This is a genomic window from Micromonospora sp. NPDC049301 (assembly GCF_040678715.1).
Lineage (GTDB): Bacteria > Actinomycetota > Actinomycetes > Mycobacteriales > Micromonosporaceae > Micromonospora.
Window position 1 is genome coordinate 48,683 of sequence record NZ_JBFAQO010000009.1, and the last position, 25,625, is coordinate 74,307.

Genomic DNA, 25,625 nt, shown 5'->3' on the forward strand with positions numbered 1-25,625 from the left:
AGAGCGTCCGGGCGGTTGTGGTGCGGCCGGCGCACACTTGACCACATGGCGATTCCCCTCCCCACACCCACCGCGATGGTCGGCCTGACCCGCTCCGCTCTCGACCAGGCGCTCGGCTCGGCCGCCTCGTTCGCCGCCGTGCCGGCCCGCGCGTTCGCGGTGCTGGACGGGGTGGAGGCGCTGCTGGCCCGGATCAACGGCGTCGTCGATCGGATCGAGACGACGCTGGACCGGACCGACCAGGTGCTCACCGACGCCGAGACGGCGGTCCGCGAGGTGGCCGTGATCAGCGCCGCCGCGACCACCGCCATCGACACCGCCACCGAGGTGGCGACGGCCGCGGCCGTCGTGCTCCGGGAGGCCGATCAGGTCGCCCGCCGGGCCGGCACGGTGGTCGCGGAGGCCGAGACGGTCGCCGGCCGGGCCGCGGCCACCGTGGGCACCGCTTCCGAGGCGGCGGCCACGGCGGCCGAGTTGCTGGCGGCATACGAGCCGGCGCTGCGGCGGGCCGCGCCGATGGCGGAGCGGTTCGTCGGGGAGCTGAGCCACGAGGAGGTGACCGCGGCGATCCGCCTGATCGACGAGTTGCCCAAGCTCAAGCAGCACCTGACGGCGGACATCCTGCCGATCCTGGCCACCCTGGACCGGGTCGGGCCCGACCTGCACGACCTGCTCGACGTCACCCGCGACCTCAAGCTCGCCGTCGCCGGCATCCCCGGCCTCGGCATGCTGCGCCGGCGGGGCGAGAAGCTCAGCGACGACCTGGTCGGCTGAGCCCTCGCCGGCCCGCCCGTCCGCAGCCCGGTCAGCGGCCGGGTGATGCGGACCTCGCCGTCGGCGTACCGGCGGGCCTTCCGCACCGGGGCGGCGGCCGACCGGCCGGCGTAGCGTGGGTGGGATCAGCCCGGGAGGTACAGCTCGTCGATTTCGGCGCGGCGGGGCAGCGCCACCGAGGCGCCGAGCCGGCGGACGCAGGCCGCGCCGGCCGCCGACGCCCAACGCACCGCGTCGACCAGGTCCCGCCCCTCGCCCCAGCCGACGGCCAGCGCGGCGGTGAACGCGTCGCCGGCCGCGGTGGAGTCGACCACGTCGACCCGGACGGCCGGCACGTGCACCTCGCTGCCCTCCCGGTCGACGTACCAGGCGCCCTCGCCACCGAGGGTGAGCACGGCGCGGGGCACCAGGTCGAGCAGCGCCCGTGGCTCCTCCCGACCCCGACCGGTGAACGTCTGCGCCTCACCCTCGTTGACGACGAGCACGTCCACGGCGTCGAGCAGCTCCGGTGGCAGATCCCGGGCCGGCGCGGCGTTCAGGATGACCCGGGTGCCGGCGGCGCGGGCCGCCACCGCCGCGGCGGCCACCGTCTGCACCGGGATCTCCAGCTGGGCGACCAGCACGTCCGCCCCGCGCACCGTGGCCAACTCCTCCTCGGTGAGACCGGTCAGCGCGTCGTTCGCGCCGGGGGTCACCACAATGGCGTTCTCCCCCTGCGCGTTGACCATCACCAGGGCCACCCCGGAGGCGCCGTAGACCACCCGCAGCTGGCCGGTGTCCACGCCGGCCGCGGTGATCCGGGCCTTGAGGGTGACGCCGAACGCGTCGGAGCCGATCGCGCCGAGGAACGCGCTGGAGGCGCCGGCCCTGGCCGCGGCGACCGCCTGGTTGGCGCCCTTGCCGCCGGGCACCATCACGAAGTCGGTGCCGAGCATGGTCTGGCCCGGCCGGGGCAGCGCGGGCGCCATGGCGACCAGGTCCATGTTGGCGCTGCCCACCACGACCACCCGGGTCTGTGGCACGGTCACCTCCCGGTCCGTCGCGCGCTCAGGCGGCGCGGGCGGTGTAACGGTCGCCGGACCGCTCGACCACCAGCGGCAGGCCGAAGGTCTTGGAGAGGTTGTCGCCGGTCAGCGTCTCGGCGAGCAGGCCCTGCGCGACAACCCCGCCCTCGCGCAGCAGCAGCGCGTGGGTGAACCCCGGCGGGATCTCCTCCACGTGGTGGGTGACCAGCACCAGGGCCGGGGCGTCCGGGTCGTACGCCAGCTCGGCCAGCCGGGCCACGAGGTCCTCCCGCCCACCCAGGTCGAGCCCGGCGGCGGGTTCGTCGAGCAGCAGCAGCTCCGGGTCGGTCATCAGCGCGCGGGCGATCTGCACCCGCTTGCGCTCACCCTCGGAGAGGGTGCCGTAGCGGCGCTCGGCGAGGCCGCCGATGCCGAGCTGGCTCAGCAGGGCCCGCGCCCGCGCCTCGTCGCCGCGGTCGTAGCTCTCCCGCCAGCGGCCGACCACCGACCAGGCGGCGGTCACCACGACGTCGCTGACCCGCTCGTCGGCGGGCACCCGCTCGGCGAGCGCGGCGGTGGAGAGCCCGATCCGGGTACGCAGCTCGTTGACGTCGGTGCGGCCGATCCGCTCACCGAGCACGTGCGCGACACCGGTGGTGGGGTGCAGCCGGCCGGCGGCGAGGTTGAGCAGGGTGGTCTTGCCGGCCCCGTTCGGGCCGAGCACCACCCAGCGCTCGTCCAGCTCGACCCGCCAGGTCAGGTCCTGCAGCAGGGCGGTGCCGGACCGGCGTACGCCGACGCTGTCGAGGCTGACCACCAGATCCGGGTCCACGGGTGCGGCGGAAGGCGCGGCGCTGGCAGCGTCGGGGATCAGGTCACCAGTCACCCGACCATCCAACCACGCACCGCCGGGGCGCCCCCCACGGGCGGCGCCCCGGTCATAGGGTGAAGCGCCGTGTCGTTGATCACCACACCCGGAGGACGGCCCATGCCCCGTCGAGGTACGGAGCCGCGCGGATGAGCGCGGTCATCGAGATCGAGGGTCTGCGCAAGACCTTCCACAGTCTGCGGAACGGCCGGCGGGTCGCGGTCGACGGGTTCGACCTGCTGGTCGAGGCGGGTCAGGTCCACGGGTTCCTGGGCCCGAACGGCTCGGGCAAGACCACCACCCTGCGTGCCCTGCTCGGGCTGGTCCGGGCCGACGGCGGGCGGATGAGCGTGCTCGGTGAGCCGTCGCCACAGCTGCTGCCCCGGGTGGCCGGTCGGATCGGCGCCATCGTGGAGAGCCCGCAGTTCTTCGGCAACTTCACCGGGTACCGGACGCTGCGGCTGCTGGCCCGGGCTGGCGGGGTGCCGATCGCGCGGGTGGACGAGGTGCTGGAGACGGTGGGGCTGCGCGACCGGGGCGACGAGCGGGTGAAGGGCTACTCGCTGGGCATGAAGCAGCGCCTCGCGGTGGCGTCCGCGCTGCTGAAGGACCCGCAGCTGCTCATCCTGGACGAGCCGGCGAACGGGCTGGACCCGGCCGGTATCCGGGAGATGCGGGACCTGATGCGGTCGCTGGCGGCGGCCGGCGTGACGGTGCTGGTGTCGAGTCACATCCTGGGCGAGATCCAGCTGATCTGCGACCACGTCACGATCATCTCGCGGGGCCGGCGGGTGGCGAGCGGCCGGGTGGACGAGGTGCTGGCCGGCCACGACCGGCACGAGTTCCTGGTCCGGGTGGCCGAGCCGGAGCGCGCCGTTGAGCTGCTGCACGAGGCCGAGTTGACGGCGAGCGTGGACGGTGCGGCGCTGGTGGTGGGCGGGGTGACCGACCCGACGGTGATCAGCCGGGTGCTCGGGGAGCAGGGGCTGTGGGTGGACGAGCTGACCCCGCTGCGGCCGGATCTGGAGAGCGTCTTCCTGGAGCTGACCGGCGCCGGCGGGCATCCGTCGGTGCCCCGGCAGGTCGACGACGCGGGGCTGCCGGCCGGTGCGGGCGATGCGCAGATCGATCTCGACGTACGGGGAGTGGACGCGTGAACCTGGTCCGTGCCGAGTTGGAGCGGCTGTCCGCGCGCCGCTTCGTGCAGCTCATGGTCGTCCTGCTGGTGCTGGCGTTCGGTGTCACCGCGGCGACCACCCTGGCCGGCTCGCACCGGCCGAGTGCGGAGGAGCTGAGCTCTGCCCGGAGCCAGGCCGCCGAGGCCCGGCAGAGCATGGAGGACACCTTCCAGCAGTGCCTGGCCCGACAGAACGGCACGCTCCCGTCGAGCGACAGCGAGCAGTACTTCCCCTCCGACTGCTCGCAGATCGACCCGACGCTGAAGGAACGGCTGCCGATCGCCGCCGACTTCCTCCCCGGGGTGTTCAGCTTCGCCCAGCAGGCACGCCCGCTGCTCTACTTCCTCATCGCGTTCCTGGTGCTGTTCGGGTTCCTGGTCGGCGCCTCCTACGTCGGCGCCGACCTGAACTCCGGCGGCGTGGTGAACCTGCTGCTCTGGCGACCGCGCCGGATGACGGTGCTCGGCGCGAAGCTGGGCACTCTCCTCGGCACGGTGCTGGCGCTGGCCCTGGTGGCCTCGGCGTTCTACCTGGCCACGTTCTGGGTGATCGGGCAGACCGCCGGGCTGGCCGGCGAGCTGGGCGGTGAGTTCTGGCGCGACCTCGGCGCGGTGCACGGCCGCGGCGTGGTGCTGGTGCTGCTGGCCAGCGCGCTGGGCTTCGCCATCGCCACGCTGGGCCGGCACACCTCGGCGGCGCTCGGCGCGGTGGCCGCGTACGCGGTGGTCTGGGAGCTGGGCGCCCGGCTGGTGCTGGAGATCGTCGACGCCCGCCGCCCGGACCGGCTGATGCTCTCCAGCCACATCGGGGCGTGGCTCAGCGGTGAGGCGCGGTTCTACGACAGCCGGCTCTGCACCGGCACCGAAACGGGCATGTACTGCGACGGGTTCTATTCGCTGACCTGGGCGCCGGCCCTGGTGGTGCTGCTCGTGCTCACCGGCGGGCTGACCGCGGCGGCGTTCGCCGTGTTCCGTCGCCGCGACCTGATCTGAGTCGCGGGCCCGGGTCGCCCGCCCTGGTGCGGGCGGCCCGGGACACCGGAGCGGCTGCGGCAAGAGCTTGCAGCATGCCGGCCGGCGATGAAATATTCCTTCACATGACCGCGCCAGCGGGCTCAGCCGACGGTCGAGCCGAACACCTCGTCGCGGACGGCGTCCAGTGCGGTGCGCAGCGCACCGCGCAGGATCGGCTCCTCGGTCAGCCCGGTGGGCACCACGCGGGGCCGCACCAGGGTGATCGCCGCCACCTCCTGCTGCACCCGGTCGGCGAGTGCCGCGCCGCCGGCCTGGCCGACCTCGCCGGCGAGCACCACCAGCGGCGGGTCGAGCACGACGCAGGTGCTGGCAACGCCGAGCGCGAGCCGGCGGGCCAGCTCGTCGAGCATCGGCGCGCCGGCGTCGCCGTCCGCCACGGCCGCGCGCACCGCCTCGGCGGCGTCGGTGGCCCGGTAGCCGTGCTCGCGGGCCACCGCGCGCACCGAATCACCACCGATCAACTGCTGGAAGGCCGGCTTGGCGCGACGGGACACGTCACGCGGGATGGGCGCGCCGGGCACGGGCAGGTAGCCGATCTCACCGGCGGCGCCGCTGCTGCCGTGGTGCAGCCGCCCACCCAGCATGATCGCCAGACCGACGCCGGCGCCCACCCAGACCAGCACGAAGTCGGCCAGCCCCTGCGCGGCGCCGGACTGCGCCTCGGCCACCGCCGCCAGGTTGACGTCGTTCTCGAAGACCACCGGGGTGTGCAGGTCGTCGCGCAGCGCGGCGAGCAGGCCGCTGTGCCAGCGCGGCAGGTTGAAGGCGAAGGTGATGTCGCCGGTGTGCGGGTCGACCAGGCCGGGCGTGCCGAGCACGATCCGCCGTACGCTGCTCAGCTGCGCCTGGGCACTGCTCGCGGCCTGCACCACGGCGTTGTGCACCACGCCCACCGGGTCGTCCGTGTCCCGGGTGGACTGTTCCACCCGGCCGATCACGGCGCCGGTGATGTCGGCGCAGGCGGCCACCACCCGGTCCGGTCCGACGTCGACGCCGACCACGTGGGCGCTGCCTGGGCGCACCGCGTAGAGCTGGGCGTTCGGTCCGCGCCCGCCGGCCTGCTCGCCGACCCGGGTGACCAGGCCACGCTCCTCCAGCCGCTCGACCAGCTGGGAGGCGGTGACCTTGGACAGCCCGGTCAGCTCGCCGAGCCGGGCCCGGGTCAGCGGCCCACGCTCGAGCAGCAGTTCCAGCGCGGCACGGTCGTTGAGCGCCCGCAACAGGCGGGGGGTGCCGGGCAGCCGGGTCGCACTCATGCCACGTCCTCTAGTTTTAGTAAACTTTGCTAACTGTAAACCGACCTGCGAACGGGTAGCCGTAGCGTATCGGCCACCCGGAGGCGGAGCGCTCGGCCGACCCGGCAGGGCGAGCACCACCGCCGGTAGGACGTTCGTACCCGTGGGTACCGAAGGGGGAAGATCACGTGGGGCTCGATCCAGGACTGCGCCGGCTCGCGCTCGGCACGCTGCTCGCCGCGTACCCGGGACCGGTCCCGCCGGACTGGGCCGTCGACCTGGTAGCCGAGGGACTGGCCGGGCACACCCTGTTCGGCACCAACGTGCACCACCCGTCCCAGGTGGCGGCGAGCACCGCCGCGCTGCGCGCCGGCCGGGCGGACGTGCTGATCGCCATCGACGAGGAGGGCGGCGACGTGACCCGGCTGGCCCACGCCACCGGCAGCCCGTACCCCGGCAACGCCGCCCTCGGCGCGATCGGCGACGTGGCGCTCACCCGGCGGGTCTACCAGGCGATCGGCGCCGAACTGGCGGCCCTCGGCATCACCGTCAACCTCGCCCCGACGGTGGACGTGAACTCCGCCGACGACAACCCGGTGATCGGCACCCGCTCGTTCGGCGCGGACCCGGTGCGGGTGGCCGCCCACTCGGCCGCCGCCGTGGCCGGCCTGCAGGCCGCCGGCGTCGCCGCCTGCGCCAAGCACTTCCCCGGCCACGGCGCCACCGTCACCGACTCCCACCACGAGCTGCCCACCGTGGACGTTCCGCTGAGCCTGCTGCGCCAGCGGGACCTGCCGCCGTTCGCCGCGGTCGTAGCCGCCGGGGGGCGCGCGGTGATGACCGCGCACATCCGGGTGCCCGCGCTGACCGGCACCGGCCCGGCCACCTTCAGCCGGGCCGTCCTGGTCGACCTGCTGCGCACCGAGTACGGCTTCACCGGCGCCGTCATCACCGACGCGTTGGAGATGAAGGGCGCGGCGGTGGCCGCCGGCGGTGTCGGGCCGGCCGCGGTCCGTGCCCTGGCCGCCGGCGCGGACCTGCTGTGCATCGGCGCGAAGGTCGACGCCGAGCTGGTCGAGCACGTGGCCGCCGAGATCGTCGACGCGCTCACCGACGGCCGGCTGGCGACCGCCCGGGTCGAGGAGGCGGCCGGTCGCGCCGCCGCGCTCGCGGCCTGGACCCGGAGCGCCGTCGAGTCGCCGGCCACCGCCGACACCGAGCTGGGGTACGCGGCGGCGCGCCGGGCGATCCGGGTGGACGGCGTGCTCACCGGCCTGGACCGGCCCCTGGTGGTGCAGCTGCACACCGAGTCCACCATCGCCGAGGGGCGGGTGCCCTGGGGCCTCGGCCCGCACCTGGACGGCGTGCAGGAGATCCGGGTGATCGCCGCCGAAACCGACCAGGCGACGCTGCGCGGGCTGGCCGGTGACCGGCCGATCGTGCTGGTCGGGCGGCACCTGCATCGGCTGCCCGGCGGCCCGGAGCTGATCGCCGGCCTGGCCGCGCAGCACCCGGTGACCGTGGTGGAGATGGGCTGGCCCGCGCAGTGGCGCCCGGCCGGCGTACGCGCCTTCGTCACCACGTACGGCGCGAGCCACGCCAACGGCCGGGCGGCGGCGGAGGCGCTGGGCCTGGCGGGCTGAGCCGACCCATCCGCACTCTGTGTCACCACCCCTCGCCGATCACCCAATGGGCTCCGATCCAGGTCAAGTCCGCTATTCGACACTCCGAACCGACAGCTCGCACCTTGCACCGAGCCTGTTCGATACGTAGCGTGATCGGCACGTACCGGCCCGTTCACCACACGGTCGGTCACCGGAGAACCGGGACCTGGGGGAAGGTTGCGGACCGTGGATCCGGCCCGGGATCCACGGTCCGCGCCCTGCGACGCGGTCTCAGCGTTGCGCGGGCACCCGTGCCGGCTCGGCGATCCGCTCGTCGGCCGCGGTGCCGTCCGCCGGGCCGTCGTGCGCGGCGTCCTCGTCCAGCATGGTGGCCTCGTCGAACGGGTCGTCACCGCGCAGCACCTGCGCTGCCCGGTCCCGATCGAAGCCGCCGGTCCAGGTGCCGACCAGCACGGTGGCCACCGCGTTGCCGGCGAAGTTGGTGAGCGCCCGCGCCTCGGACATGAACCGGTCGATCCCGACGATCAGCCCGACCCCGTCGACCAGCTCGGGCTTGTGTGACTGGAGGCCACCGGCGAGGGTCGCCAGACCAGCGCCGGTGACCCCGGCGGCGCCCTTCGACGCAATGATCATGAAGAGCAGCAGCGACACCTGCTCGCCGATCGACAGCGGCTTGCCCAGCGCGTCGGCGATGAACAGCGACGCCATCGTCAGGTAGATGGCCGTGCCGTCCAGGTTGAACGAGTACCCGGTGGGCACCGTGATGCCGACCACCGGCCTGCTCACGCCGACGTGCTCCATCTTCGCGATGAGCCGCGGCAGCGCGGACTCCGACGACGAGGTCGAGACGATCAGCAGGAACTCACGGCCCAGGTAGCGCAGCAGCGAGAAGATCGAGATCCGCGCGACGAACCAGAGCAGCGCGCCGAGCACCACCAGCACGAAGATCAGACAGGTGGCGTAGAAGCCCAGCATGATCTGCGCGAGGCTCTTCAACGCGTCCACCCCGGTCGCACCGACCACCGCCGCGATCGCGCCGAACGCGCCGATCGGCGCCAGCCACATGATCATGGCAAGGACCTTGAACACCACCCGCTGGAGTACGCCGATCGCGGCGATCACCGGCTCTCCCCGCCGGCCCAGGCTCTGCACGGCGAAGCCGACCAGCAGCGCGACCAGCAGCGCCTGGAGCACGTCGCCCTCGGTCAGCGCGGAGAACAGCGTGGTCGGGATGATGCCGAGCAGGAAGTCGGCCGTCCCCTCCGCCTCCCCCTCGGCGGCCTTCTGGCCGGCGCCGGCCAGGGCGTCGTTGAGCTGGAGCCCGGATCCGGGGTGGATGAGGTTGCCGACCACCAGGCCGATGGCGAGCGCGACGGTCGACATCAGCAGGAAGTACCCGAGGGCGAGCCCGCCGACCTTGCCCACCTGTGCGGCCCGGCGGACCGAGCCGACGCCGAGCACGATTGTGCAGAAGATGACCGGGCCGATCATCATCTTGATCAGCGCCACGAAGCCGGTGCCCAGTGGGGCCAGGGACTTCCCGACGTCCGGCCAGAGGAAGCCGACCGCGATGCCGGCCAGCACGGCCAGGATCACGGCCAGGTAGAGGAAACGGGTGCGGTCCGGGCGCCGGGCCGGCTGCGCCACCGGATCGGCACCGGGTGGATGGCCGTCACCGGGCGGAGTCGCGGCGGTGGTGCCGGAGGCGGGCACGGGATCCGTTTCGGGTGCCGGTTTCGCTGCCATGCCGGCACCCCTACCCAGCCTGGTCGACGGTCACACGGACGGCCGCTCAGCGCGGATAGACCCCGTACGCCCGCCAGCCCCGGTCCGGGAAGCCGGCCGCCTCCGCGACCTGGGCCGAGGCGTGGTTGTCCCGCTCGTGCAGGTAGGTGGGCACCGCGCCCTCGTCGAGCACCCGCCGGGCCGCCTGCGCCACCAGCCGGCGGGCGAGGCCGCGACCGCGAGCGGCGGGCACGGTGCCGACGGCCAGCTCGCGCCCGTACGCGTCGTGCCGCTTTATCCCGGCTCCGGCCAGGTAGTTGCCGTCCGCGTCGCGGACCACCAGCACCGACCGGTCGAACAGCCGCAGCCACGGCGGCAGTCCCGGGGCCGTGGGCTCGGTCCACTCCCCCACGTCCGGTAGCGGCGCGGGGGCCAGGGTCCACCGGAAGGGTCCGTCGTGCACGCACCAGTCCGGCAGCCCGACAGCCTCCGGCAGCGCCGGAAGCAGCCGCTCCGGCGTACGCCGGACCAGCTCGCGGATCGCCGCCAACCGGTCCGGCGGCACGGAGAGCACGGCGCTCTGGCCGGTGTCCACGGCGAGCGCCGGGCGCAGCCGGCCGTCCCAGGCGGGTTTGGCCCGCCGGTGCGAGGCGACCACGTGCAGCCCCGGCCCGGCGGGCCACTGGCCCAGCCAGGTGGCCAGGTGCAGCTGGAGCCGCCGGTCGAGCATGGACACCTCCCCGTCAGCCGGCCCGTCGTGGATCACCGTACGCGCGGCGACCCCGACGGGCGGACGATACGGCAGGGCCGAAACGGGCTACGACGCCGTTGACGCCCCGGGGTGATGCCCGCCGTGGTGGTGCTGGTGCACCGCCGCGTGCCCCCTCCCACGGACGATCAGGGCCCGGTTCACCGGCACCGTGACCACAAAGGCCACCGCCAACGCACCGACCAGGCTGCCCCAGAACAGGGGGTCGGCGAGGCCGGCCCGCATGGCGCCCGGCACGGCGAGCATGACGCCGTTGTCCACCAGCTCCATCACCGCGATGCTGACCGTGTCGGCGACCAGGGCCACCCGGATCGCCTGCGCCAACGGCAGGCCGGAACGGAGCACCGGGCGAACCGTCAGGGCGTAGCCGAAGACGAACGCCAGCGCGACCGCGAGGGCGATGGTGGCCAGGTCGGACCAGCCCAGCGCGGTGCCGATGACCATGCCGAGCACCTCGCCGATGGCGCAGCCGGTGAGGCAGTGCAGGGTCGCGGCGATGGCCAGTCGGGTGGGATTCGCGTTTTCCATGCCCCGCAGCCTATACCCCCTAGGGGTATCTGATCCAGCGATGCGGATCACTTCTCCGCCACGCCCCGGAACCGGACGAACCGATCGACCGTCATAGGTATTTCCATACATGGACACCTTTGTTTGGGACGGTAAGGTCATGCCGATTCAGCCGAACGACCGCCACCACCAGGACCCCGAGCGACTCTGGCGGGCAACGGAGCCCGCCGACCGCTTTCCGGCCCAGCCGCGCTACCGCGGGACCCGCACGACGGGAGGCCCGGATGCATTGTCCTGGTCGGAGCTGAACAAGCTGCCGGCCGGTAGTTCCGCCCAACTGGGCCTCAACACCCGCTGACCCGGCGGCACCGGTCACGACACACCCGGGCTGTCCAACGCGGGCTTTCGCACACCTGTCGGGTAACTTCTTCTGGTCCGAAATCCGGCCTACGACAGGAGAAGCTCCGCGCATGGGCAAGAAGACGATCCACGTCTCCGACTTCACCGGCACGGTCCTGCAGGACGACGACGAGGTGGTCCGCATCGTCGTCCTGGAGCACCCGGACCTGGTCGCCGGGCCCGTGCAACTGGACGCCACCCCGGCCGAGGTGGAGAACATCGACGACGCCGCGCTGGACGTGGCGGTGGTCGAGATCCACGACAAACACGGCGGTGGCGAGCCGCGCCGGGTGGTGCTGACCGCCAGCGAGTTCGACGCGATGGCCACCGACGTGCCGATGGCGCAGCTGCTGAAGACGGCCGAGCGGGTCCGCCCGCCGAAGGCCCGCAAGAGCGCCGAGAAGATCGACTACGGCACGCTGGAACACGCCGGCAAGCCGCACCGGGGACGGGTCACCGAGGAGGAAGCCCGACTGGTACGCGAGCAGCTCGACGAGGTCAACAAGCGCCTCGCCGACGCGGGCGTGCGCCAGATCGATCCAGCCGATCCGGAGCACGCCCTGCGTTACGGCTTCCCGACGCCCTGACCTCGGGAGGTCACTTCTTCGCGACGGCCGCGGCGAGGGCGGCGGACAGGTCAGCCTCGACCGCCGCCTTCTCCAGGCCGAGGTTGGTGAGCACGCCGGCGCCGTCCTCCTGCTCCAGCAGGGCGAGCAGGATGTGCTCGGTGCCGATGTAGTTGTGCCCGAGCCGCAGCGCCTCCCGGAAGGTCAGCTCCAGCGCCTTCTTGCCGCGCGCGTCGTACGGAATGAGGTCCGGGACCTGGTCGGCCGGCGGCGGCAGGGCGGCGCCCACCGCCTCGCGTACCGCCTCGGGGGACGCACCTCGACCGGCCATCACCTTGGCGGCCAGCCCCTCCGGCTCGGCGAGCAGGCCCAGCACCAGGTGCTCGGGGCCGATCTCGGCGTGCCCGCTGGCGCGGGCCTCCTCCTGCGAGACCACCACCACGTTGCGGGCGCGGGGCGTGAACCGGCCGAAGCCGGCGTTCGGGTCCAGGGCCGCCGCCTCGGTCGAGCCCTTCGGCACGAACCGCTTCTGCGCGGCCTGCTTGGTGACCCCCATGCTCCGGCCGATGTCGGTCCAGGAGGCGCCCGAGCGCCGGGCCTGGTCGACGAAGTGCCCGATCAGGTGGTCGGCGACGTCGCCGAGGTGATCGGCGGCGATCACCGCGTCGGTGAGCTGGTCGAGCGCGTCGGTGTGCACCTTCTTGATCGCCTGGATCAGGTCGTCGAGGCGAACCGGGTTGGTCATCTGAATGGGATCGGTCATGCGTCAACCATAAGTTGACGCCTTCCTGTCGTCAACCCCGTGTTGACGATCCTGTCGATCACTTGGTGCCCAGCGGGCATCGGAGCACCGGTCCACCCGCTGGGCACCAAGCGATCAAGCCCTACCGGTCAGCCCCAGTTCTGCGGGGCCGGCTGGCGGGTGGTGGCGTTGATCCGGTTGAAGAAGTTGGTGGTGGCCACCCAGAGCACGATCGCGGCGAGCTCCTTCTCGCCGAAGTGCCGGGCCGCCTCCGCCCAGACGTCGTCGGGCACGGCATCGGCCCGGTCGGCGAGCCGGGTGGCGGCCTCGGCGAGGGCCAGCGCGGCCCGCTCCGCCTCGGTGAAGTACGGGGTCTCCCGCCAGACGGCAACCGCGAACAGCCGCTCCTCGGTCTCGCCCGCCTTCCGGGCCGCCCGGGCGCCCGAGTCGACGCAGGCGCTGCACCCGTTGATCTGGCTGGCCCGCAGGTGCACCAGCTCCAGCGTGCTGCCCGGCACCCCGGCCGAGTGCGCGGCCTTGTAGAGCAGATTGATCGCCTTCACGGCGTCCGGCAGCAGGCCGGCGGGGTTCTGGATGCGCGGTTCGATGATCATTTTTGTCGTCCCGTCTTGTTAGGCTGCCCGGCATGCGTCGCGGTGGGACGCCCCGGTCGTCACTGGGATGTCGGCCGGCGAGCCGACGGCGTGACAGATGTGGTGGCGGTCACAAAGCCGTTCGGTCAAGCCGGGGGTGACGAGGTCATGAACGAGGCGGACCTGCTGGCACGGCGCTTCGAGGAGAACCGGGCGCGGCTGCGGGCGGTCGCCCACCGGATGCTCGGCTCCGGCACGGAGGCCGAGGATGCCGTCCAGGACACCTGGTTGCGCCTCAGCCGCGCGGATGTCGCGGGCATCGACAACCTGCCCGGGTGGTTGACCACCACCGTCGGCCGGGTCTGCCTGGACCGGCTGCGCGCGCGTACCGCTCGTCCCGAACAGCTGTGGGACAGCGCCGCACCGGAGCCCGACCCGATCGACGGCACCCCGGTCGACCCCGAGGGTGAGGCCGTGCTGACCGAGTCCGTCGGCCGTGCGCTCCTGGTCGTCCTGGACACCCTCGCGCCGACCGAACGGTTCGTGTTCGTCCTGCACGACCTGTTCGCGGTGTCGTTCGAGGAGATCGCCCCCGTGGTCGATCGCAGTCCCGCCGCCGTCCGCCAGATCGCCAGCCGGGCACGCCGCAGGGTGCACCAGGACGGGACCGTCCGGGAGACCGATCCGCCCCGTCAGCGGCGCGTCGTCGAGGCCTTCCTCGCGGCCTCGCGGGAGGGCCGGTTCGACGACCTCGTCAGCCTGCTCGACCCGCACGTCGTCATGCGCGCCGATCCGGTGGCCGCGAGCATGGGTTCGGCCGCCGAGACGCGCGGTTCGGCCGTCATCGCCGGCTTCTTCAACGGCCGCGCCCAGGGGGCGTCGCCGGCGTACGTCGACGGGATGCCGGGCGCGGTCGTGAGGTTCGACGGGGTCGTCAAGCTGGTGCTCAGCTTCATCGTCACCGACCGGATCATCGGCATCGAGGTGGTGGCCGACCCGGCACAGCTCGCGAGGCTCGACCTCACCGTCGGGCAGGCGGAGCCGCGGTAGGTGGACGCGGCCACCGGTTGGTCAGCCCGCCTCGGCGTACTCCGGTAGGCGGTGGGCGACGGCGGCCGGGGAGGGCATGCGGGCGATCTCCTCGGCGATCGCCCGGGCCGCGTCGCGGTGCGCGGCGCCTCCGTGGCGCGGCAGCAGCCGCCGGGTGTGCTCGGCGATGGCGTCCGCGTTCACCTCGTCGGGTAGCAGGCGCAGGGCGGCGCCCGCGGCGCTGACCGCGTCGGCGTTGGCGAACTGGTCGGCGCCCTGGGGTAGCAGCAGTTGCGGGACGCCGACCGCGAGCGCGCCGAGGGTGGTGCCGCTGCCGCCGTGGTGCACCACCAGGTCGACGTGCGGCAGTAGCTGCGCCTGCGGCACCCACGGCTGCACCGTGACGTGGTCGGCAATCTCGCCGAGCTGCTCCGGCGGCACCCGACCGGCGGCCACCACCACCTGCGCGTCCAGGGTCGCCAACCCCGCGATCGCCGTTCTCAGCAGCTCCGTCGTACCGAACGCGGTACCGAGGGTCAGGTAGATGAGTGGCCGGGAGGCGCGGTCGCTCGCCCACGTCGGCAGCGGGGCCGGTGTCGAGTACGGCACCGGCCGCAGCTCGATGCGGCGTTCCGTGGCGAGGAAGTCCCTGTCCTGCAGGGAGGGCGGGCAGATGTCGACGTGCGGCCGGCCGGCGACCTCGGCGATGCTCGTGGGCAGTTCGAGACCGATGCCGTCGGGAAACAGCCGGCCGAACCCGTGCCAGATGCCCGGGACGCCGGCCCGCTGAGCGGCGATGGCAGCGCCGGGCAGCCCCCACTCGTGCACGACCAGGTCGGGGCGCAGTCGGGCCAGCTCCGGTTCGAGGTCCTCGGCGTACACCTCGTAGAACGCGTCGCCCGGCCGGAACGGCCGCAGACCGTTGGCGGCCAACGGGGCGCGCACCTCCGTGCCGGCGGCGAAGTGCACCTCGTGGCCGGCGTCCCGCGCGGCGACCGCCAGCGGGATCAACGGGTACGTGTGGCCGACGGACGCAAGGCTGGCAAACAGCACACGCATGGCGCCGGACCCTACACGCCGCACCGCCGGTCCCGTTCCGTCCCGCGGCACATATACCGTGGGCTCCGGTCAGGCGGTTCACCTGGGGAGGGCGGCTGTGCGTCTGCACGTGGGATGCGCGATGTGGACCCACAGGTCGTGGCAGGGCCGCCTGCTGGCACACCCTCTCCCGCCGCAGGAGCGCCTACGGCACTACGCGGGCTGGTGCGACGCCGTCGAGGGCAACACGACGTTCTACGCGACCCCGGCCCGGGAGACCGTGGCGTCGTGGGCCGCCCAGACGGATCCCGACTTCCGATTCGTCCTCAAGCTCCCCAAGGTCGTCACTCACGAGCGCCGGCTCACCGACGTCGACGAGCCGATGCGCGCGTTCCTGGACGCGATCGAGCCGCTCGGCCCGCGCGCCCATGCCCTCTGGATCCAGCTGCCCGGGTCGTTCTCACCCGCCGACGTCCCGACCCTGGGCCGCTTCCTGAGCCGGCTCCCCCGGTCCCACCGACGCGCCGTCGAGGTCCGCCATCCCGCGTTCTTCACCGACCCCCGCGCGATCCGGCTCCTGGAGGAGACCCTCACCGCGGCGGCCGCCGAGTGGGTCCCCTTCGACACCACCGCGTTCTTCGCGAGCCCGCCGACCAGCGACGCGGAAAGGGACGCCTGGGTCAAGAAGCCGCGCCTGCCGCTGCGCTCGCTCGCGCTGACCGACCGGCCGATCGTGCGGTACCTCGGCCGGGACGACACGGCGCGGACCGTCGAGGGGTGGCAACGCTGGGTCGAGGTCGTCGCCGCATGGCTACGCGAGGGGCGCTCGCCGACGGTGTTCGTCCACACCCCGGACAACGCCGACGCGCCCCTGCTCGCCCGCCGCTTCCACGAGGATGTCCGGGTACGCGTGCCGCAGCTCGAAGCCCTGCCCGAGCCGATCCCGGTCGAGCCCCTGACCCTCTTCTGACCCGCCGTCCACCCACCGGTCGGGGCGGGCGGTCTCCCGCCCCGACACCTGCCGATCAGGAAGCGCGGAAGCTTCGGTGGCGCTCGGCCTCGTAGGCAGTCCGGGGTAGAAGGTGACCTCCCGGAAGCCGCTCCAACCAACGTGGCTGTCCGCGGTCGGAGGCAGCGCGGACATGGTCAGAACCGCGACGCCAGGGCACCGAGCGAGGCGAAGTCACCAGCTCATCGCGGAAGCTCTCCTTCCGCAATCGTCGATAGCGTGGTCGCGACGGCATCGACGAGAGGACACACATGAGCCTGCGAGGATTCGCCACACTCAACTTCTGGGCGGACGACGTGGCAGCGGCCACCGCCTGGTACGAGGAGTTCCTGGGCACGAAGGCGTACTTCCTGCGCTCGGGGCCCGACGGACGCCCGGCCTACACCGAGTTCCGCATGGGCGACTACCAGGCGGAGCTCGGCATCATCGACCGCAGGTACGCGCCGCCCGGCGCGGCGGGGCCCGGCGGCGCGGTCATGCACTGGCACGTCGACGACCTCGACGCGACCGTGCGGCGACTGCTGGCCATGGGCGCCACGGAGTACCAGCCGATCACGCCGCACGGGGACGGGGGGTTCGTCACGGCCGCCGTGGTCGACCCGTTCGGCAACGTGCTGGGCGTCATGAACAACCCGCACTACCTCGACATCCTCGCGTCCCTCAAGCCGGCCTGACGTGCAGGTGCTCGACCCTCCCCACGCCGCGGCACGGGTGACCTGGCTGACCGCGCGGACGCGCGCCAGGACCGTGGCCCAGGCGGTCGCACGGTTGGCGGCTCAGGAGCAGGCCGCCCGTGCTCCGCCGAGGATGTCAGGGGTCCCTGGTACCACCAGCGGTGACATCGGTTGGCGGAGGAGGCGTTCGTGGACACTCGAGAGTTGGCGCGACGGTGGGCCGCGACCTGGACCGATGCTTGGCCACTCCGGGACGTCGAGGCGATCGCCGCCCTGCAGAGCGAGGACGGCGACCACTGGGCCTCGATGTTCCGCCCGTACCGCGGGCGTTCCGGGCTCCGGGTCTATCTCAAGGAGTGCTTCGCCGAGGAGACCGGCCCCGCGGAGGTGTGGTTCGCCGAGCCGCGGGTCGACGGTGACGCGGCCGCCGTGGAGTACTGGGCGGTGATCCACGTCAAGGGCCAGGCCACGACCATCTCGGGCTGCACGTTGCTGCGCTTCGACGACGCCGGCCTCGTGGCCGAGGCGCGCGACTACTCCCACGTCACGGAGGGCCGCCACCTGCCGCCGCCCGGCCTGTTCGAGTGACGAGCGCCCAGATGGACGGCCAGCCGGCAAGGACCGCCTTTGACGTCGACCAGTACGAGCGTCGCGTCCGCGAAGGGCCGTGCTTCGTCTGCGCCCTCGTGACCGGTCATCCCGACTACCGGCACCATGTCGTCCACGAGGACGACGACAGCATCGCCTTCCTCGCGCGCAATCCGACGTTGCTCGGTCACTGCCTCGTCGCACCGAAGCAGCACATCGAGAGCTGGGTGCGGGACATGCGGCAGGACGGCTTCCTCCGCTTCCAGGGCATCGTGTATACCGTCGCAACCGCTCTCGCGGCGACACTGCCGACCGAGCGGATGTACTCCCTGAGCCTCGGTAGCCACCAGGGCAACGCGCACCTGCACTGGCACCTCGCGCCGCTGCCCCCGGGCGTGCCCTACCACCAGCAGCAGTTCCACGCCCTCATGGCCGAGAACGGCGTCCTCGACGTCGACGACGAGGCGCAGGCAGCGCTGGCTCGAGACATCCGCCGGCACCTGCGTGGCTGAGGTTCGATATGACCCGGCGAGTGCCTGACGTCGGCGTATCGACGACTGCTGTTATGATCACGGCGGCACGCGCGACCCGATATTTCATACGGTGGACATCATGTTTCCTGACGGACACGATCCGTACACGCTTCTCGGCGTGACTCGCGAATCGTCGGTCGAGGAGATTCGGGAGCGCTACCTCCTTCTCGTGCAGATCTGGCATCCGGACAGGCATCAGTCGAGTTCCGCGAAGGTCCGGGAGGAAGTAACCCGGCAAATGCAGCAGATCAATGCGGCGTACAAGCAATTGACGGATGTCCACGAACGTGAAGCCCGCGAACGTCAGCGCCGCGAGCGTCAGGAACGCCAGGCGCGCGAACGCCAGGACCGTGAGAACCGGAACCGCCAGAGCCAGAACCGTCAGCGTCAGAACCGTGAGCGCGAGAACCGTGAGCGCCAGGACCGTGAGCGTCAGAACCGCGAACGCGAGACGCGCGAACGCCAGGACCGCGAGCGTGAGACCCGCGAACAGGAGCACCCAAGAGCGCAGTGGACGCACCCACTACTCGCAAATGCGAGTCAGCAGGACGCGCCCCGAAATCCGCCTCTTTCTATTCATCCGATCGCGATCTCGCTTCGGTCCGGAGACGTGGGTTACACGCTGCGCGCGTACCTCGACGACCAACGGACCGAGGCAATCTTCCTCGGCGCGCAGGGCCGTCTACTCCTGTTCCGATCCGCAGAGTCGATGCGCAAATACGTGGTCCGGACCGAAGCGCATGAATTAGCCGACATAGCGGGTTGGGAAAGCTCCGTCGAGCAGCTGGGCAGCGCGGCGACAGAGCCGGAGGACGACCACTGCTTCGAATTCGACCTGATCATGTACAGCCTGAGGTATCCACCGGCGCAGTGGGTGCCGAAACTGTTCATCGCGAACCGCGATCTCATCCGGGAGATCTCGGTGGCGTTCAATCTCGGCGACGTGCTCACGCTGCTGACCGTGGGCTCGCCCCTGGACCACCTCGATGACCTGTTCCGGATCGCCGACCGGCCGATGGCGGGTTGGACCGCGCGCCGCCAACTCGCGTCGCTGAACCGAGGGCTGGTCTGCACTGTCTGGCGGAAGGCCATCCTCGGCGTCGAAGAACACGTCCGATGGCTACGGTGAACCGCGCAAGGCGGCGCAAGCCCCGATACTCGCGTCCCGCCGACAGGTGACCGACCGCCGTCGCTGACCTGGCGGCATCCCGACGCCGGGAGACAGCGACGTCGGCGAGACGGGTCGATCAAGGCTCCGATACATCCGATGTATCGCGCCGACCTCCGACCCTTCGATCGTAAAGTTCTCCCCCGCTAGGCATTGACCCTCGAAGACCTCCGATGTTAACTGCATATCAACGATGTGGGTCGATGTTTACCCAACCGTCGGCGACCCCGGCGTGGTGGACACCGCTCCAGATCCGTCTCGACATCGCCCGCGTTTCGGCGGACGCGGGCAGACCGGGGCATTTCCCGGGGTGCGAGACCTGCATCCGCACGGACGATCCAGAGGAGATCGTGTCGATGAAGATGACGACGCCGCTACGAATCGCGCTCGCCGTCCTGCTCGCCGGTGGTGTCATCGCCACCGGGTCCGCCGGACCGGCCACCGCAGCGCCAACGGACGCCGCTTTCGGCACTGGCACCGGGACGTTGAACGTCAACCGGGCCGGCTACCTGGCCAAGCACGACATCGTCTACAACCGCCCGAACACCAACCCCCTGCACGGCCTCACCGTCGGCAACGGCCGCACCGGCGCGATGGTCTGGAACAACAACGGCCTGACCGCCCAGGTCTCCGGTGTCGACCTGTCGCAGCAGTCGACGTACGCCGCCGGGCTGGTCAACCTGTACAGCAACCCGCAGCTCGACACCGGCTACACCACCTTCCAACAGCGCCTCTCGCTGTACGACGGGACGCTGACCACGAAGTACGACAACAACCGCACCGTCACGGTGCTGGGCGCGCCCAACTCCGAGGTGATGGGCATCCACGTCGAGGACAGCCGACCCGGGGTGACCAGCGTCGGCCTCGACCTGAGCCTGTGGGACATGAACACCGTCCAGAACATCGCGGACGTGCCGGACCTGAACACCTGGCGTACCGTCTCGACCTTCGCCGACGCCACCGGCGTCGGGTTGAGCCGTGGGCAGACCGACGCGAACAACTTCGGTTACACCCTCGCGGCCACCGTCGAGGGAGCGTCGTACACCTCCCAGGTGGTCAACGGCACCCGCGTCCGGCTGACGATCACCCCCACGTCGAGCTACACGGTGTGGTTCACCGCGGCCAGCCGGATCAACTCACCCGGCCTCAACTCCGTGACCCAGGCGAAGAACCAGTTGGCGGCGGCCAGGACCGCCGGCTACACGACCACGTTGAACAACTACCGCGCCTGGTGGCACGACTTCTGGGCGAAGTCGTTCGTCCAGTACTCCAACGCGGGCGGCGACGCCGACTACCTGGAGAACGTCTACTACCTGGCGACCTACATGATCGCCGCGGGCGGCTACGGCAACTACCCGCTGCACTTCATCAACGGTGTCTTCCGGGCCACGCAGGACAACTCCAAGTGGAGCAACGGCTACTGGTACTGGAACCAACGCGACGTCTACAACTCGTTCCTGGCCAGCAACCACCTCGACCTGATGGGCGGCTTCAACCGGCTCTACAGCCGCAACCTCGCCGCGTTGAAGTCGTACACCACCACCCGCTACGGCAGTGACGGGCTCTGGGTGCCGGAGACGATGGGCTGGGACGGCAACGCCCGGGGGACGATCAACAGCGACTACGTCAACGACCTCTACTCGACCGGCACCGAGGCCGCCTACAACATGTACCTGCAGTACCGGTACAGCAACGACGAGGCGTACCTGCGCAACACCGCCTACCCGTACATGCGGGAGGCGGTGAAGTTCTACGAGGACATGCTGGACCGCGACAGCGCCACCGGCCGGTGGTACATGGCCAACTCGAACGCCCACGAGACGTACTGGGACGTCCGCAACGCGATCACCGACCTGGCCGCGGTGCGGCTGCTCTTCCCGCTCGCGATCCAGGTGAGCCAGCAGCTCGGCCTGGACGCCGGTCTGCGGGCCAACTGGCAGAGCATCGTCAACAACCTGGTGCCCTACCAGGTGCAGAACGGGGCGTACCTCCCGCACGACCCGCCGATCTCGCAGACCCGCAACAACGAGAACGTGGCGCTGGAGCTGGTCTGGCCCTACGACCAGACCGGCATCGGCTACCCCGACCAGCAGACCGCGGTCACCACCTGGAACGTGCGCCCACACCCCTACGGCAACGTCTGGTCCAACGACCACGTGCACGCCGCCCGACTCGGTCTCGGCAACCAGGCGTTCCAGGGCATGCGGACGATGTTGCAGAAGTACCAGAACTACCCGAACGGAATGACCAACAACACCAACGGCGTCTTCGAGTACCTCGGCATCCACCTGGCGGCGATGAACGAGTCGCTGCTCCAGTCGTACAACGACAAGATCCGGGTCTTCCCGGCGGTGCCGACCGACGCCAGCTTCGTCGGGAAGTTCACCCTGCTGGCGAAGGACGGTTTCCTGGTCAGCTCGGAGCGGGAGGCCGGCGAGGTCAAGTACGTCGGGCTGCGGAGCCTGCACGGCAAGACGGCCCGGGTGGTGAACCCGTGGGGCGGCCAGGAGGTCCGGGTCCGCCGTACCTCGGACAACGCCGTGCTGACCACCACCTCGGCCGCCGAGATCAGCTTCGCCACCGCGGCGAACGCGGTGTACGTGGTGGAACGCACCGCCAAGCCGCTGTCGTCGTACGCGACCACCACCCTCACCGGCACCGCCAACCAGGGCGAGAAGAGCCTGTCGGGCACCGCCTCGACCCTCGGCCTCGGCGGCGTCGGCGGTGGCGGGCTGGTCAACGACACGATGTTGACCTACGACGCCAACTGGTACCACACCACCGCCCGGGGGTACGGCGACTACAACGACGACACGCACCACAGCAACACCGTCGGCTCGGCCGCCAGCTACACGTTCACCGGCACCGGGGTGGAGTACCTGTCCGAGCGGTTCAGCGACATGGGCAACGTCGACGTCTACCTGGACAACGTCTTCCAGGCCAACGTCAACCTGAACGTCGCCGGCGCCCGGCAGGCCCAGCAGGTGGTGTTCCGCAAGACCGGGCTGACCAACGGCACGCACACGATCCGCATCGTCAACAAGACCACCTCGGTCGGGATGGTCGACGCGTTGCGGATCCTCACCGGCGGCAGCCCTCCGACAGGCGGGGTCGCGCTGCGGGCCCAGGCCAACGGCCGCTACGTCACCGCCACCAACGCCGGCGCGGGCAACCTGGTGGCGTCCGCCACCGGTGTCGGCGGCTCGGAGCAGTTCGACCAGGTCGATCTCGGCGGTGGCAACGTCGCCCTGCGGGCCCGGGTCAACAACCAGTTCGTCTGCGCCGAGAACGCCGGTGCCAACCCGCTGATCGCCAACCGGGCGTCCGCCGGGTCGTGGGAGACCTTCGCCCTGGTCCGCAACGCGGACGGCTCGGTCAGCCTGCGGGCGACGGTCAACAACAGGTACGTGGTGGCGGAGAACGGCGGGGCCGAGGCACTGATCGCGAATCGGGACGCGATCGGCCCCTGGGAGAAGTTCGACCTGATCACCCTCTGAATCGCCGAGCCGGCGGGTCCGAACGGGCCCGCCGGCCGGCATCGTCTCGTCGAGCCTGGCGTCGGCGGCCCGGCTTCACCCATCCCTCTCCCGGGCGAGCGCGCACCCGCGGTGCCCGTACGCCCGACCGGTCCGGCTGTCCCCGTCCCCCGAACCCCGGAGAACGCCATGATCCGCACACCGCGTCCGCGCCTCTCCGCGGCCGTCGTCCTGGCCATCCTCGCCGGCCTGCTGCCGATCCTGGTGGCGGTCACCGCCGCCGCACCGCCAGCGGTGGCGGCACCACCCGCGACCAGCCAGTTCGAGAAGGTCAAGCTGGACGGTGGGCTCTCCATGGGAGAGCCGATCGAACTGTCCGTCCTGCCCGACGGCAAGGTGCTCTACATCAACCGGGGCACCAGCTCCGGCGGTGGGCAGGTCCGCCTCTACAACCCGGCCACCCGCGCCACCACGGTCGCGCTGACCCTCCAGCTCGACGCCCGCTTCGAGGACGGCCTGATCGGCATCACCCCGCACCCGAGGTTCGCCACGAACCGCTGGGTGTACCTGTTCTACTCGCCGGTCGCGACGCCGCTGGTCAACCGCATCTCGCGGTTCACCTTCAACCCGAGCACGCTGGTGCTCGACCCGGCGAGCGAGACCCGGCTCATCGAGTGGCCGACCGAACGCCGGCTCTGCTGCCACTCGGCCGGCTCGATGACCTGGGACAGCAACGAGAACCTCTACTTCGCCGTCGGCGACAACACCAACTCCGGCGGGGACTCGGCGGGCATGGCGCCGATCGACGAGCGGACCAGCCGCGACGCGCAGTACGACGCGCAGCGGACCTCGGGCAACACCAACGACCTGCGCGGGAAGATCAACCGCATCCACCCGGAGGACAACGGCACCTACACGATCCCGGCGGGCAACCTCTTCGCGCCGGGCACCGCGGGCACCCGCCCGGAGATCTACGTGATGGGCGTGCGCAACCCGTACCGCGTGTGGGTGGACCGGAAGAGCAGCAACACCCTCTACTGGGGTGAGGTCGGGCCGGACGCGGGAGCGACGATCGCCAACCGCGGGCCGGCGGCGTACGACGAGTGGAACCGGGCCACCGCGCCGGGCAACCACGGTTGGCCGTACTGCGGCGGGCCCAACGTCGCCTACAACGACTGGGACTTCGCCACCAACTCGCCGCGCGGCTGGTTCCCCTGCGGTGGCAGCACCGGCCCGGTGAACAACTCGTCGCGCAACACCGGGCTCCAGCAGCTGCCGCCGACCCGGGGCGCGCTGGTCTGGGAGCAGCACGGCGGCAGCCGGGAGTGGCCGGCCCTGGACAACCCGGGTGGCTGCGGCTCGCCCAACCACGCCGAGGTCTACCACTACGACCCCACCCTCGTCTCGGACGTGAAGTGGCCGCAGTACTACGACAACAAGCTGCTCATCACGGAGTACTGCCGTAACTGGATCAAGGAGGTCCAGTTCGACAACGGCAACGCGCGCACCGGCAACCCGACCGTCATCGAGCCGGTGCTGGCCGGGATGTCGTTCGTCCACCCGATCGACATGGAGTTCGGGCCGGACGGTTCGCTCTACCTGCTGGAGTACGGCAACGGCTACTTCTCCGGCGACGCCGCCGCCGGCCTCTACAAGATCAATTATGTGGCCGGCGGCCGCTCCCCGACCGCCGTCGCCTCGGCCACCCCGGACAACGGCCTCAGCCCGCTGACGGTCAGCTTCTCCAGCGCCGGCAGCACCGACCCCGACGGCGACCCGCTGACCTACGCGTGGGACTTCGACAGCAACGGCACCGTCGACTCCACCGCCGCGAACCCCACCCACACGTACGCCAGCAACGGCGACAAGCGTGCCCGGCTCACGGTGAACGACGGCACGGGCCGGTCCGGCACCGCGCAGGTGGCCGTCGTGGTGGGCAACAACCGGCCCATCGTCTCCCTCAACGGCATTTCCAACGGCGGCCTGTTCTCCTGGGACGAGAACCTGACCGCCACCGGCAGCGCCACCGACGCGCAGGACGGCACCATCGGGTGCGCCAGCGTGGTGATCCGGGCGGCCCTCGGCCACCAGGAGCACGCCCACGAGGAGGGCCAGGGCACCGGCTGCGGCTTCACCGTCAACACCGGACCGGTGCACGCCGGGCCCGACTCCGTGCTCTTCTTCGTGCTGCGGGCCGGCTACACCGACCGGGGCGCCCCCGGCACGGTCCCGCTGACCGCCGAGAAGGACGTCACGCTCTGGCCCAAGCAGTGGCAGGCCGAGCACTACGTCTCGCTGAACGGCCCCCAGGTGATCAACGCGGGCGGCGCCGAGGGCGGCCGGCGGCTCGGTGACATCCAGAACGGCGAGTACGTCCGGCACCACGCGGTAAGCCTGAAGGGCATCACCGGGATTCGGGCCCGGGTCTCCTCGGACAAGGCCGGCAACGTCGTCTCCTTCCGGTACGACTCGCCGACCGGCCCGGAGGTCGCCCGGGTCACCGTGCCCAACACCGGCGGCTGGGACACCTACACCGAGGTCAGCGCACCGGTCACCAAGCCCGACGACAACACCCACGACCTGTACGTCGTGTTCACCGGCGGCACCGGAGGCGCCCTGCTCGACCTGGACAGCTACACGTTCACCGGCGCCGGCGTGAGCACCCCGGCCGGCGGCACCCGCACCGGCCCGATCCGGGGCATGGGCAAGTGCGTCGACGTCAACGCCGGCGGCACCGCCGACGGCACCCGCGTGCAGATGTGGGACTGCATCACCGGCGCCACCAACCAGCAGTGGACGCTGCCCGGCGACGGCACGCTCCGCAGCCTGGGCAAGTGCCTGGACGTCCAGTCCAGCGGCACCACCAACGGCACGCCGATCCACCTGTGGACCTGCAACGGCACCGGGGCCCAGCAGTGGGTGTCCGGCGCCAACGGCAGCCTGCGCAACCCGCAGGCCAACCGCTGCCTCGACATCCCCGCCTCCACGCCGACCAACGGACGGCAGTTGCAGATCTACGACTGCAACGGCACCGCCGCGCAGAACTGGACCCTGCCGTGACCCGTCCGTCCGACACCCCGCAAGGAGCCCC

At 71.6% G+C, this 25,625-nt stretch carries 23 protein-coding genes; 14 read left to right on the forward strand and 9 right to left on the reverse strand.

Annotated features, from left to right (window positions below; translation table 11 throughout):
* Positions 1-45: 45 nt before the first annotated feature.
* Positions 46-774, forward strand: coding sequence for a hypothetical protein (locus tag AB0K07_RS24900; protein ID WP_363758072.1), 729 nt, complete (start codon positions 46-48; stop codon positions 772-774).
* Positions 775-899: 125 nt separating this feature from the next.
* Here the strand turns inward: AB0K07_RS24900 and AB0K07_RS24905 are convergent, their stop codons facing one another.
* Entirely contained in the window at positions 900-1,796 is an 897-nt protein-coding gene (locus AB0K07_RS24905; protein ID WP_363758417.1) for a ribokinase, read from the reverse strand.
* 25 nt (positions 1,797-1,821) lie between these two features.
* Entirely contained in the window at positions 1,822-2,664 is an 843-nt protein-coding gene (locus tag AB0K07_RS24910; protein WP_363758074.1) for an ABC transporter ATP-binding protein, read from the reverse strand.
* 131 nt (positions 2,665-2,795) lie between these two features.
* On the opposite strand from AB0K07_RS24910, the gene AB0K07_RS24915 reads away from it, so the two are divergent.
* Both AB0K07_RS24915 and AB0K07_RS24920 read left to right on the forward strand, forming a co-directional pair.
* Positions 2,796-3,803, forward strand: a complete 1,008-nt coding sequence (locus tag AB0K07_RS24915) for an ATP-binding cassette domain-containing protein (RefSeq protein WP_363758076.1) — start codon at positions 2,796-2,798, stop codon at positions 3,801-3,803.
* Positions 3,800-4,816 (forward strand): ABC transporter permease subunit, encoded by a 1,017-nt coding sequence (locus AB0K07_RS24920; protein ID WP_363758078.1) that lies wholly within the window; start codon positions 3,800-3,802, stop codon positions 4,814-4,816. Before AB0K07_RS24915 ends, AB0K07_RS24920 begins: the two co-directional genes overlap by 4 nt.
* A 122-nt stretch (positions 4,817-4,938) precedes the next feature.
* Here AB0K07_RS24920 and AB0K07_RS24925 read toward each other — a convergent pair whose 3' ends face one another.
* A complete protein-coding gene (locus AB0K07_RS24925) occupies positions 4,939-6,114 on the reverse strand; it encodes an ROK family transcriptional regulator (protein ID WP_363758080.1) in 1,176 nt (391 codons plus the stop codon).
* 167 nt (positions 6,115-6,281) lie between these two features.
* Between AB0K07_RS24925 and AB0K07_RS24930 the strand changes: the two genes are divergently transcribed.
* Entirely contained in the window at positions 6,282-7,736 is a 1,455-nt protein-coding gene (locus AB0K07_RS24930) for a glycoside hydrolase family 3 N-terminal domain-containing protein (RefSeq protein ID WP_363758082.1), read from the forward strand.
* A gap of 252 nt (positions 7,737-7,988) precedes the next feature.
* Here the strand turns inward: AB0K07_RS24930 and AB0K07_RS24935 are convergent, their stop codons facing one another.
* The 3 genes from AB0K07_RS24935 to AB0K07_RS24945 all read right to left on the reverse strand — a co-directional run bounded on the left by AB0K07_RS24935 (position 7,989) and on the right by AB0K07_RS24945 (position 10,740).
* Positions 7,989-9,464, reverse strand: a complete 1,476-nt coding sequence (locus AB0K07_RS24935) for a cation:dicarboxylase symporter family transporter (protein ID WP_363758083.1) — start codon at positions 9,462-9,464, stop codon at positions 7,989-7,991.
* A gap of 46 nt (positions 9,465-9,510) precedes the next feature.
* Positions 9,511-10,173 (reverse strand): GNAT family N-acetyltransferase, encoded by a 663-nt coding sequence (locus AB0K07_RS24940; protein WP_363758085.1) that lies wholly within the window; start codon positions 10,171-10,173, stop codon positions 9,511-9,513.
* 87 nt (positions 10,174-10,260) lie between these two features.
* Positions 10,261-10,740, reverse strand: a complete 480-nt coding sequence (locus AB0K07_RS24945) for a DUF4396 domain-containing protein (RefSeq protein ID WP_363758087.1) — start codon at positions 10,738-10,740, stop codon at positions 10,261-10,263.
* Positions 10,741-10,879: 139 nt separating this feature from the next.
* On the opposite strand from AB0K07_RS24945, the gene AB0K07_RS24950 reads away from it, so the two are divergent.
* Both AB0K07_RS24950 and AB0K07_RS24955 read left to right on the forward strand, forming a co-directional pair.
* Positions 10,880-11,077 carry a DNA repair protein gene (locus AB0K07_RS24950; RefSeq protein ID WP_363758089.1) on the forward strand — a complete coding sequence of 66 codons (198 nt, stop codon included), beginning with the start codon at positions 10,880-10,882 and terminating at the stop codon, positions 11,075-11,077.
* A gap of 112 nt (positions 11,078-11,189) precedes the next feature.
* On the forward strand, positions 11,190-11,705 hold the full coding sequence (locus AB0K07_RS24955) for a hypothetical protein (protein ID WP_363758091.1): 516 nt from the start codon (positions 11,190-11,192) through the stop codon (positions 11,703-11,705).
* Positions 11,706-11,715: 10 nt separating this feature from the next.
* On the opposite strand, the gene AB0K07_RS24960 is transcribed toward AB0K07_RS24955, so the two are convergent.
* Both AB0K07_RS24960 and AB0K07_RS24965 read right to left on the reverse strand, forming a co-directional pair.
* Positions 11,716-12,447 carry a Clp protease N-terminal domain-containing protein gene (locus AB0K07_RS24960; RefSeq protein WP_363758092.1) on the reverse strand — a complete coding sequence of 244 codons (732 nt, stop codon included), beginning with the start codon at positions 12,445-12,447 and terminating at the stop codon, positions 11,716-11,718.
* A 128-nt stretch (positions 12,448-12,575) separates the two neighbouring features.
* On the reverse strand, positions 12,576-13,040 hold the full coding sequence (locus tag AB0K07_RS24965; RefSeq protein WP_363758094.1) for a carboxymuconolactone decarboxylase family protein: 465 nt from the start codon (positions 13,038-13,040) through the stop codon (positions 12,576-12,578).
* Between the two features lie 147 nt (positions 13,041-13,187).
* On the opposite strand from AB0K07_RS24965, the gene AB0K07_RS24970 reads away from it, so the two are divergent.
* The gene (locus tag AB0K07_RS24970; protein ID WP_363758096.1) at positions 13,188-14,069 is read left to right on the forward strand and encodes a sigma-70 family RNA polymerase sigma factor; all 882 of its coding nucleotides are present in this window, start codon (positions 13,188-13,190) and stop codon (positions 14,067-14,069) included.
* A 21-nt stretch (positions 14,070-14,090) separates the two neighbouring features.
* Here AB0K07_RS24970 and AB0K07_RS24975 read toward each other — a convergent pair whose 3' ends face one another.
* Positions 14,091-15,107 carry a glycosyltransferase gene (locus AB0K07_RS24975; protein WP_363758098.1) on the reverse strand — a complete coding sequence of 339 codons (1,017 nt, stop codon included), beginning with the start codon at positions 15,105-15,107 and terminating at the stop codon, positions 14,091-14,093.
* A gap of 121 nt (positions 15,108-15,228) precedes the next feature.
* On the opposite strand from AB0K07_RS24975, the gene AB0K07_RS24980 reads away from it, so the two are divergent.
* From AB0K07_RS24980 to AB0K07_RS25010, 7 genes are all read left to right on the forward strand, one after another.
* Positions 15,229-16,056, forward strand: a complete 828-nt coding sequence (locus AB0K07_RS24980; RefSeq protein ID WP_363758100.1) for a DUF72 domain-containing protein — start codon at positions 15,229-15,231, stop codon at positions 16,054-16,056.
* 290 nt (positions 16,057-16,346) lie between these two features.
* A complete protein-coding gene (locus AB0K07_RS24985) occupies positions 16,347-16,769 on the forward strand; it encodes a VOC family protein (protein ID WP_363758102.1) in 423 nt (140 codons plus the stop codon).
* Between the two features lie 189 nt (positions 16,770-16,958).
* Positions 16,959-17,357: a nuclear transport factor 2 family protein gene (locus tag AB0K07_RS24990; protein ID WP_363758104.1), complete on the forward strand. Its 399-nt coding sequence runs from the start codon at positions 16,959-16,961 to the stop codon at positions 17,355-17,357.
* Positions 17,354-17,869: an HIT family protein gene (locus AB0K07_RS24995; protein ID WP_363758106.1), complete on the forward strand. Its 516-nt coding sequence runs from the start codon at positions 17,354-17,356 to the stop codon at positions 17,867-17,869. The genes AB0K07_RS24990 and AB0K07_RS24995 overlap by 4 nt, the downstream gene beginning before the upstream one ends.
* Before the next feature lie 100 nt (positions 17,870-17,969).
* Positions 17,970-19,019, forward strand: a complete 1,050-nt coding sequence (locus tag AB0K07_RS25000; protein ID WP_363758419.1) for a DnaJ domain-containing protein — start codon at positions 17,970-17,972, stop codon at positions 19,017-19,019.
* A 395-nt stretch (positions 19,020-19,414) separates the two neighbouring features.
* Entirely contained in the window at positions 19,415-22,555 is a 3,141-nt protein-coding gene (locus AB0K07_RS25005) for a glycoside hydrolase family 95-like protein (RefSeq protein WP_363758108.1), read from the forward strand.
* A 168-nt stretch (positions 22,556-22,723) separates the two neighbouring features.
* A complete protein-coding gene (locus AB0K07_RS25010; protein ID WP_363758110.1) occupies positions 22,724-25,594 on the forward strand; it encodes a ricin-type beta-trefoil lectin domain protein in 2,871 nt (956 codons plus the stop codon).
* Positions 25,595-25,625 lie beyond the last annotated feature (31 nt).

Bases quoted from the DNA above. Each gene is read 5' to 3' on its own strand.
- AB0K07_RS24900 (WP_363758072.1), top strand. From the start codon at position 46: ATGGCGATTCCCCTCCCCACACCCACCGCGATGGTCGGCCTGACCCGC.
- AB0K07_RS24915 (WP_363758076.1), top strand. From the start codon at position 2,796: ATGAGCGCGGTCATCGAGATCGAGGGTCTGCGCAAGACCTTCCACAGT.
- AB0K07_RS24925 (WP_363758080.1), bottom strand. From the start codon at position 6,114: ATGAGTGCGACCCGGCTGCCCGGCACCCCCCGCCTGTTGCGGGCGCTC.
- AB0K07_RS24935 (WP_363758083.1), bottom strand. From the start codon at position 9,464: ATGGCAGCGAAACCGGCACCCGAAACGGATCCCGTGCCCGCCTCCGGC.
- AB0K07_RS24940 (WP_363758085.1), bottom strand. From the start codon at position 10,173: ATGCTCGACCGGCGGCTCCAGCTGCACCTGGCCACCTGGCTGGGCCAG.
- AB0K07_RS24945 (WP_363758087.1), bottom strand. From the start codon at position 10,740: ATGGAAAACGCGAATCCCACCCGACTGGCCATCGCCGCGACCCTGCAC.
- AB0K07_RS24950 (WP_363758089.1), top strand. From the start codon at position 10,880: ATGCCGATTCAGCCGAACGACCGCCACCACCAGGACCCCGAGCGACTC.
- AB0K07_RS24955 (WP_363758091.1), top strand. From the start codon at position 11,190: ATGGGCAAGAAGACGATCCACGTCTCCGACTTCACCGGCACGGTCCTG.
- AB0K07_RS24960 (WP_363758092.1), bottom strand. From the start codon at position 12,447: ATGACCGATCCCATTCAGATGACCAACCCGGTTCGCCTCGACGACCTG.
- AB0K07_RS24965 (WP_363758094.1), bottom strand. From the start codon at position 13,040: ATGATCATCGAACCGCGCATCCAGAACCCCGCCGGCCTGCTGCCGGAC.
- AB0K07_RS24970 (WP_363758096.1), top strand. From the start codon at position 13,188: ATGAACGAGGCGGACCTGCTGGCACGGCGCTTCGAGGAGAACCGGGCG.
- AB0K07_RS24975 (WP_363758098.1), bottom strand. From the start codon at position 15,107: ATGCGTGTGCTGTTTGCCAGCCTTGCGTCCGTCGGCCACACGTACCCG.
- AB0K07_RS24980 (WP_363758100.1), top strand. From the start codon at position 15,229: ATGTGGACCCACAGGTCGTGGCAGGGCCGCCTGCTGGCACACCCTCTC.
- AB0K07_RS24985 (WP_363758102.1), top strand. From the start codon at position 16,347: ATGAGCCTGCGAGGATTCGCCACACTCAACTTCTGGGCGGACGACGTG.
- AB0K07_RS25000 (WP_363758419.1), top strand. From the start codon at position 17,970: ATGTTTCCTGACGGACACGATCCGTACACGCTTCTCGGCGTGACTCGC.
- AB0K07_RS25005 (WP_363758108.1), top strand. From the start codon at position 19,415: ATGAAGATGACGACGCCGCTACGAATCGCGCTCGCCGTCCTGCTCGCC.
- AB0K07_RS25010 (WP_363758110.1), top strand. From the start codon at position 22,724: ATGATCCGCACACCGCGTCCGCGCCTCTCCGCGGCCGTCGTCCTGGCC.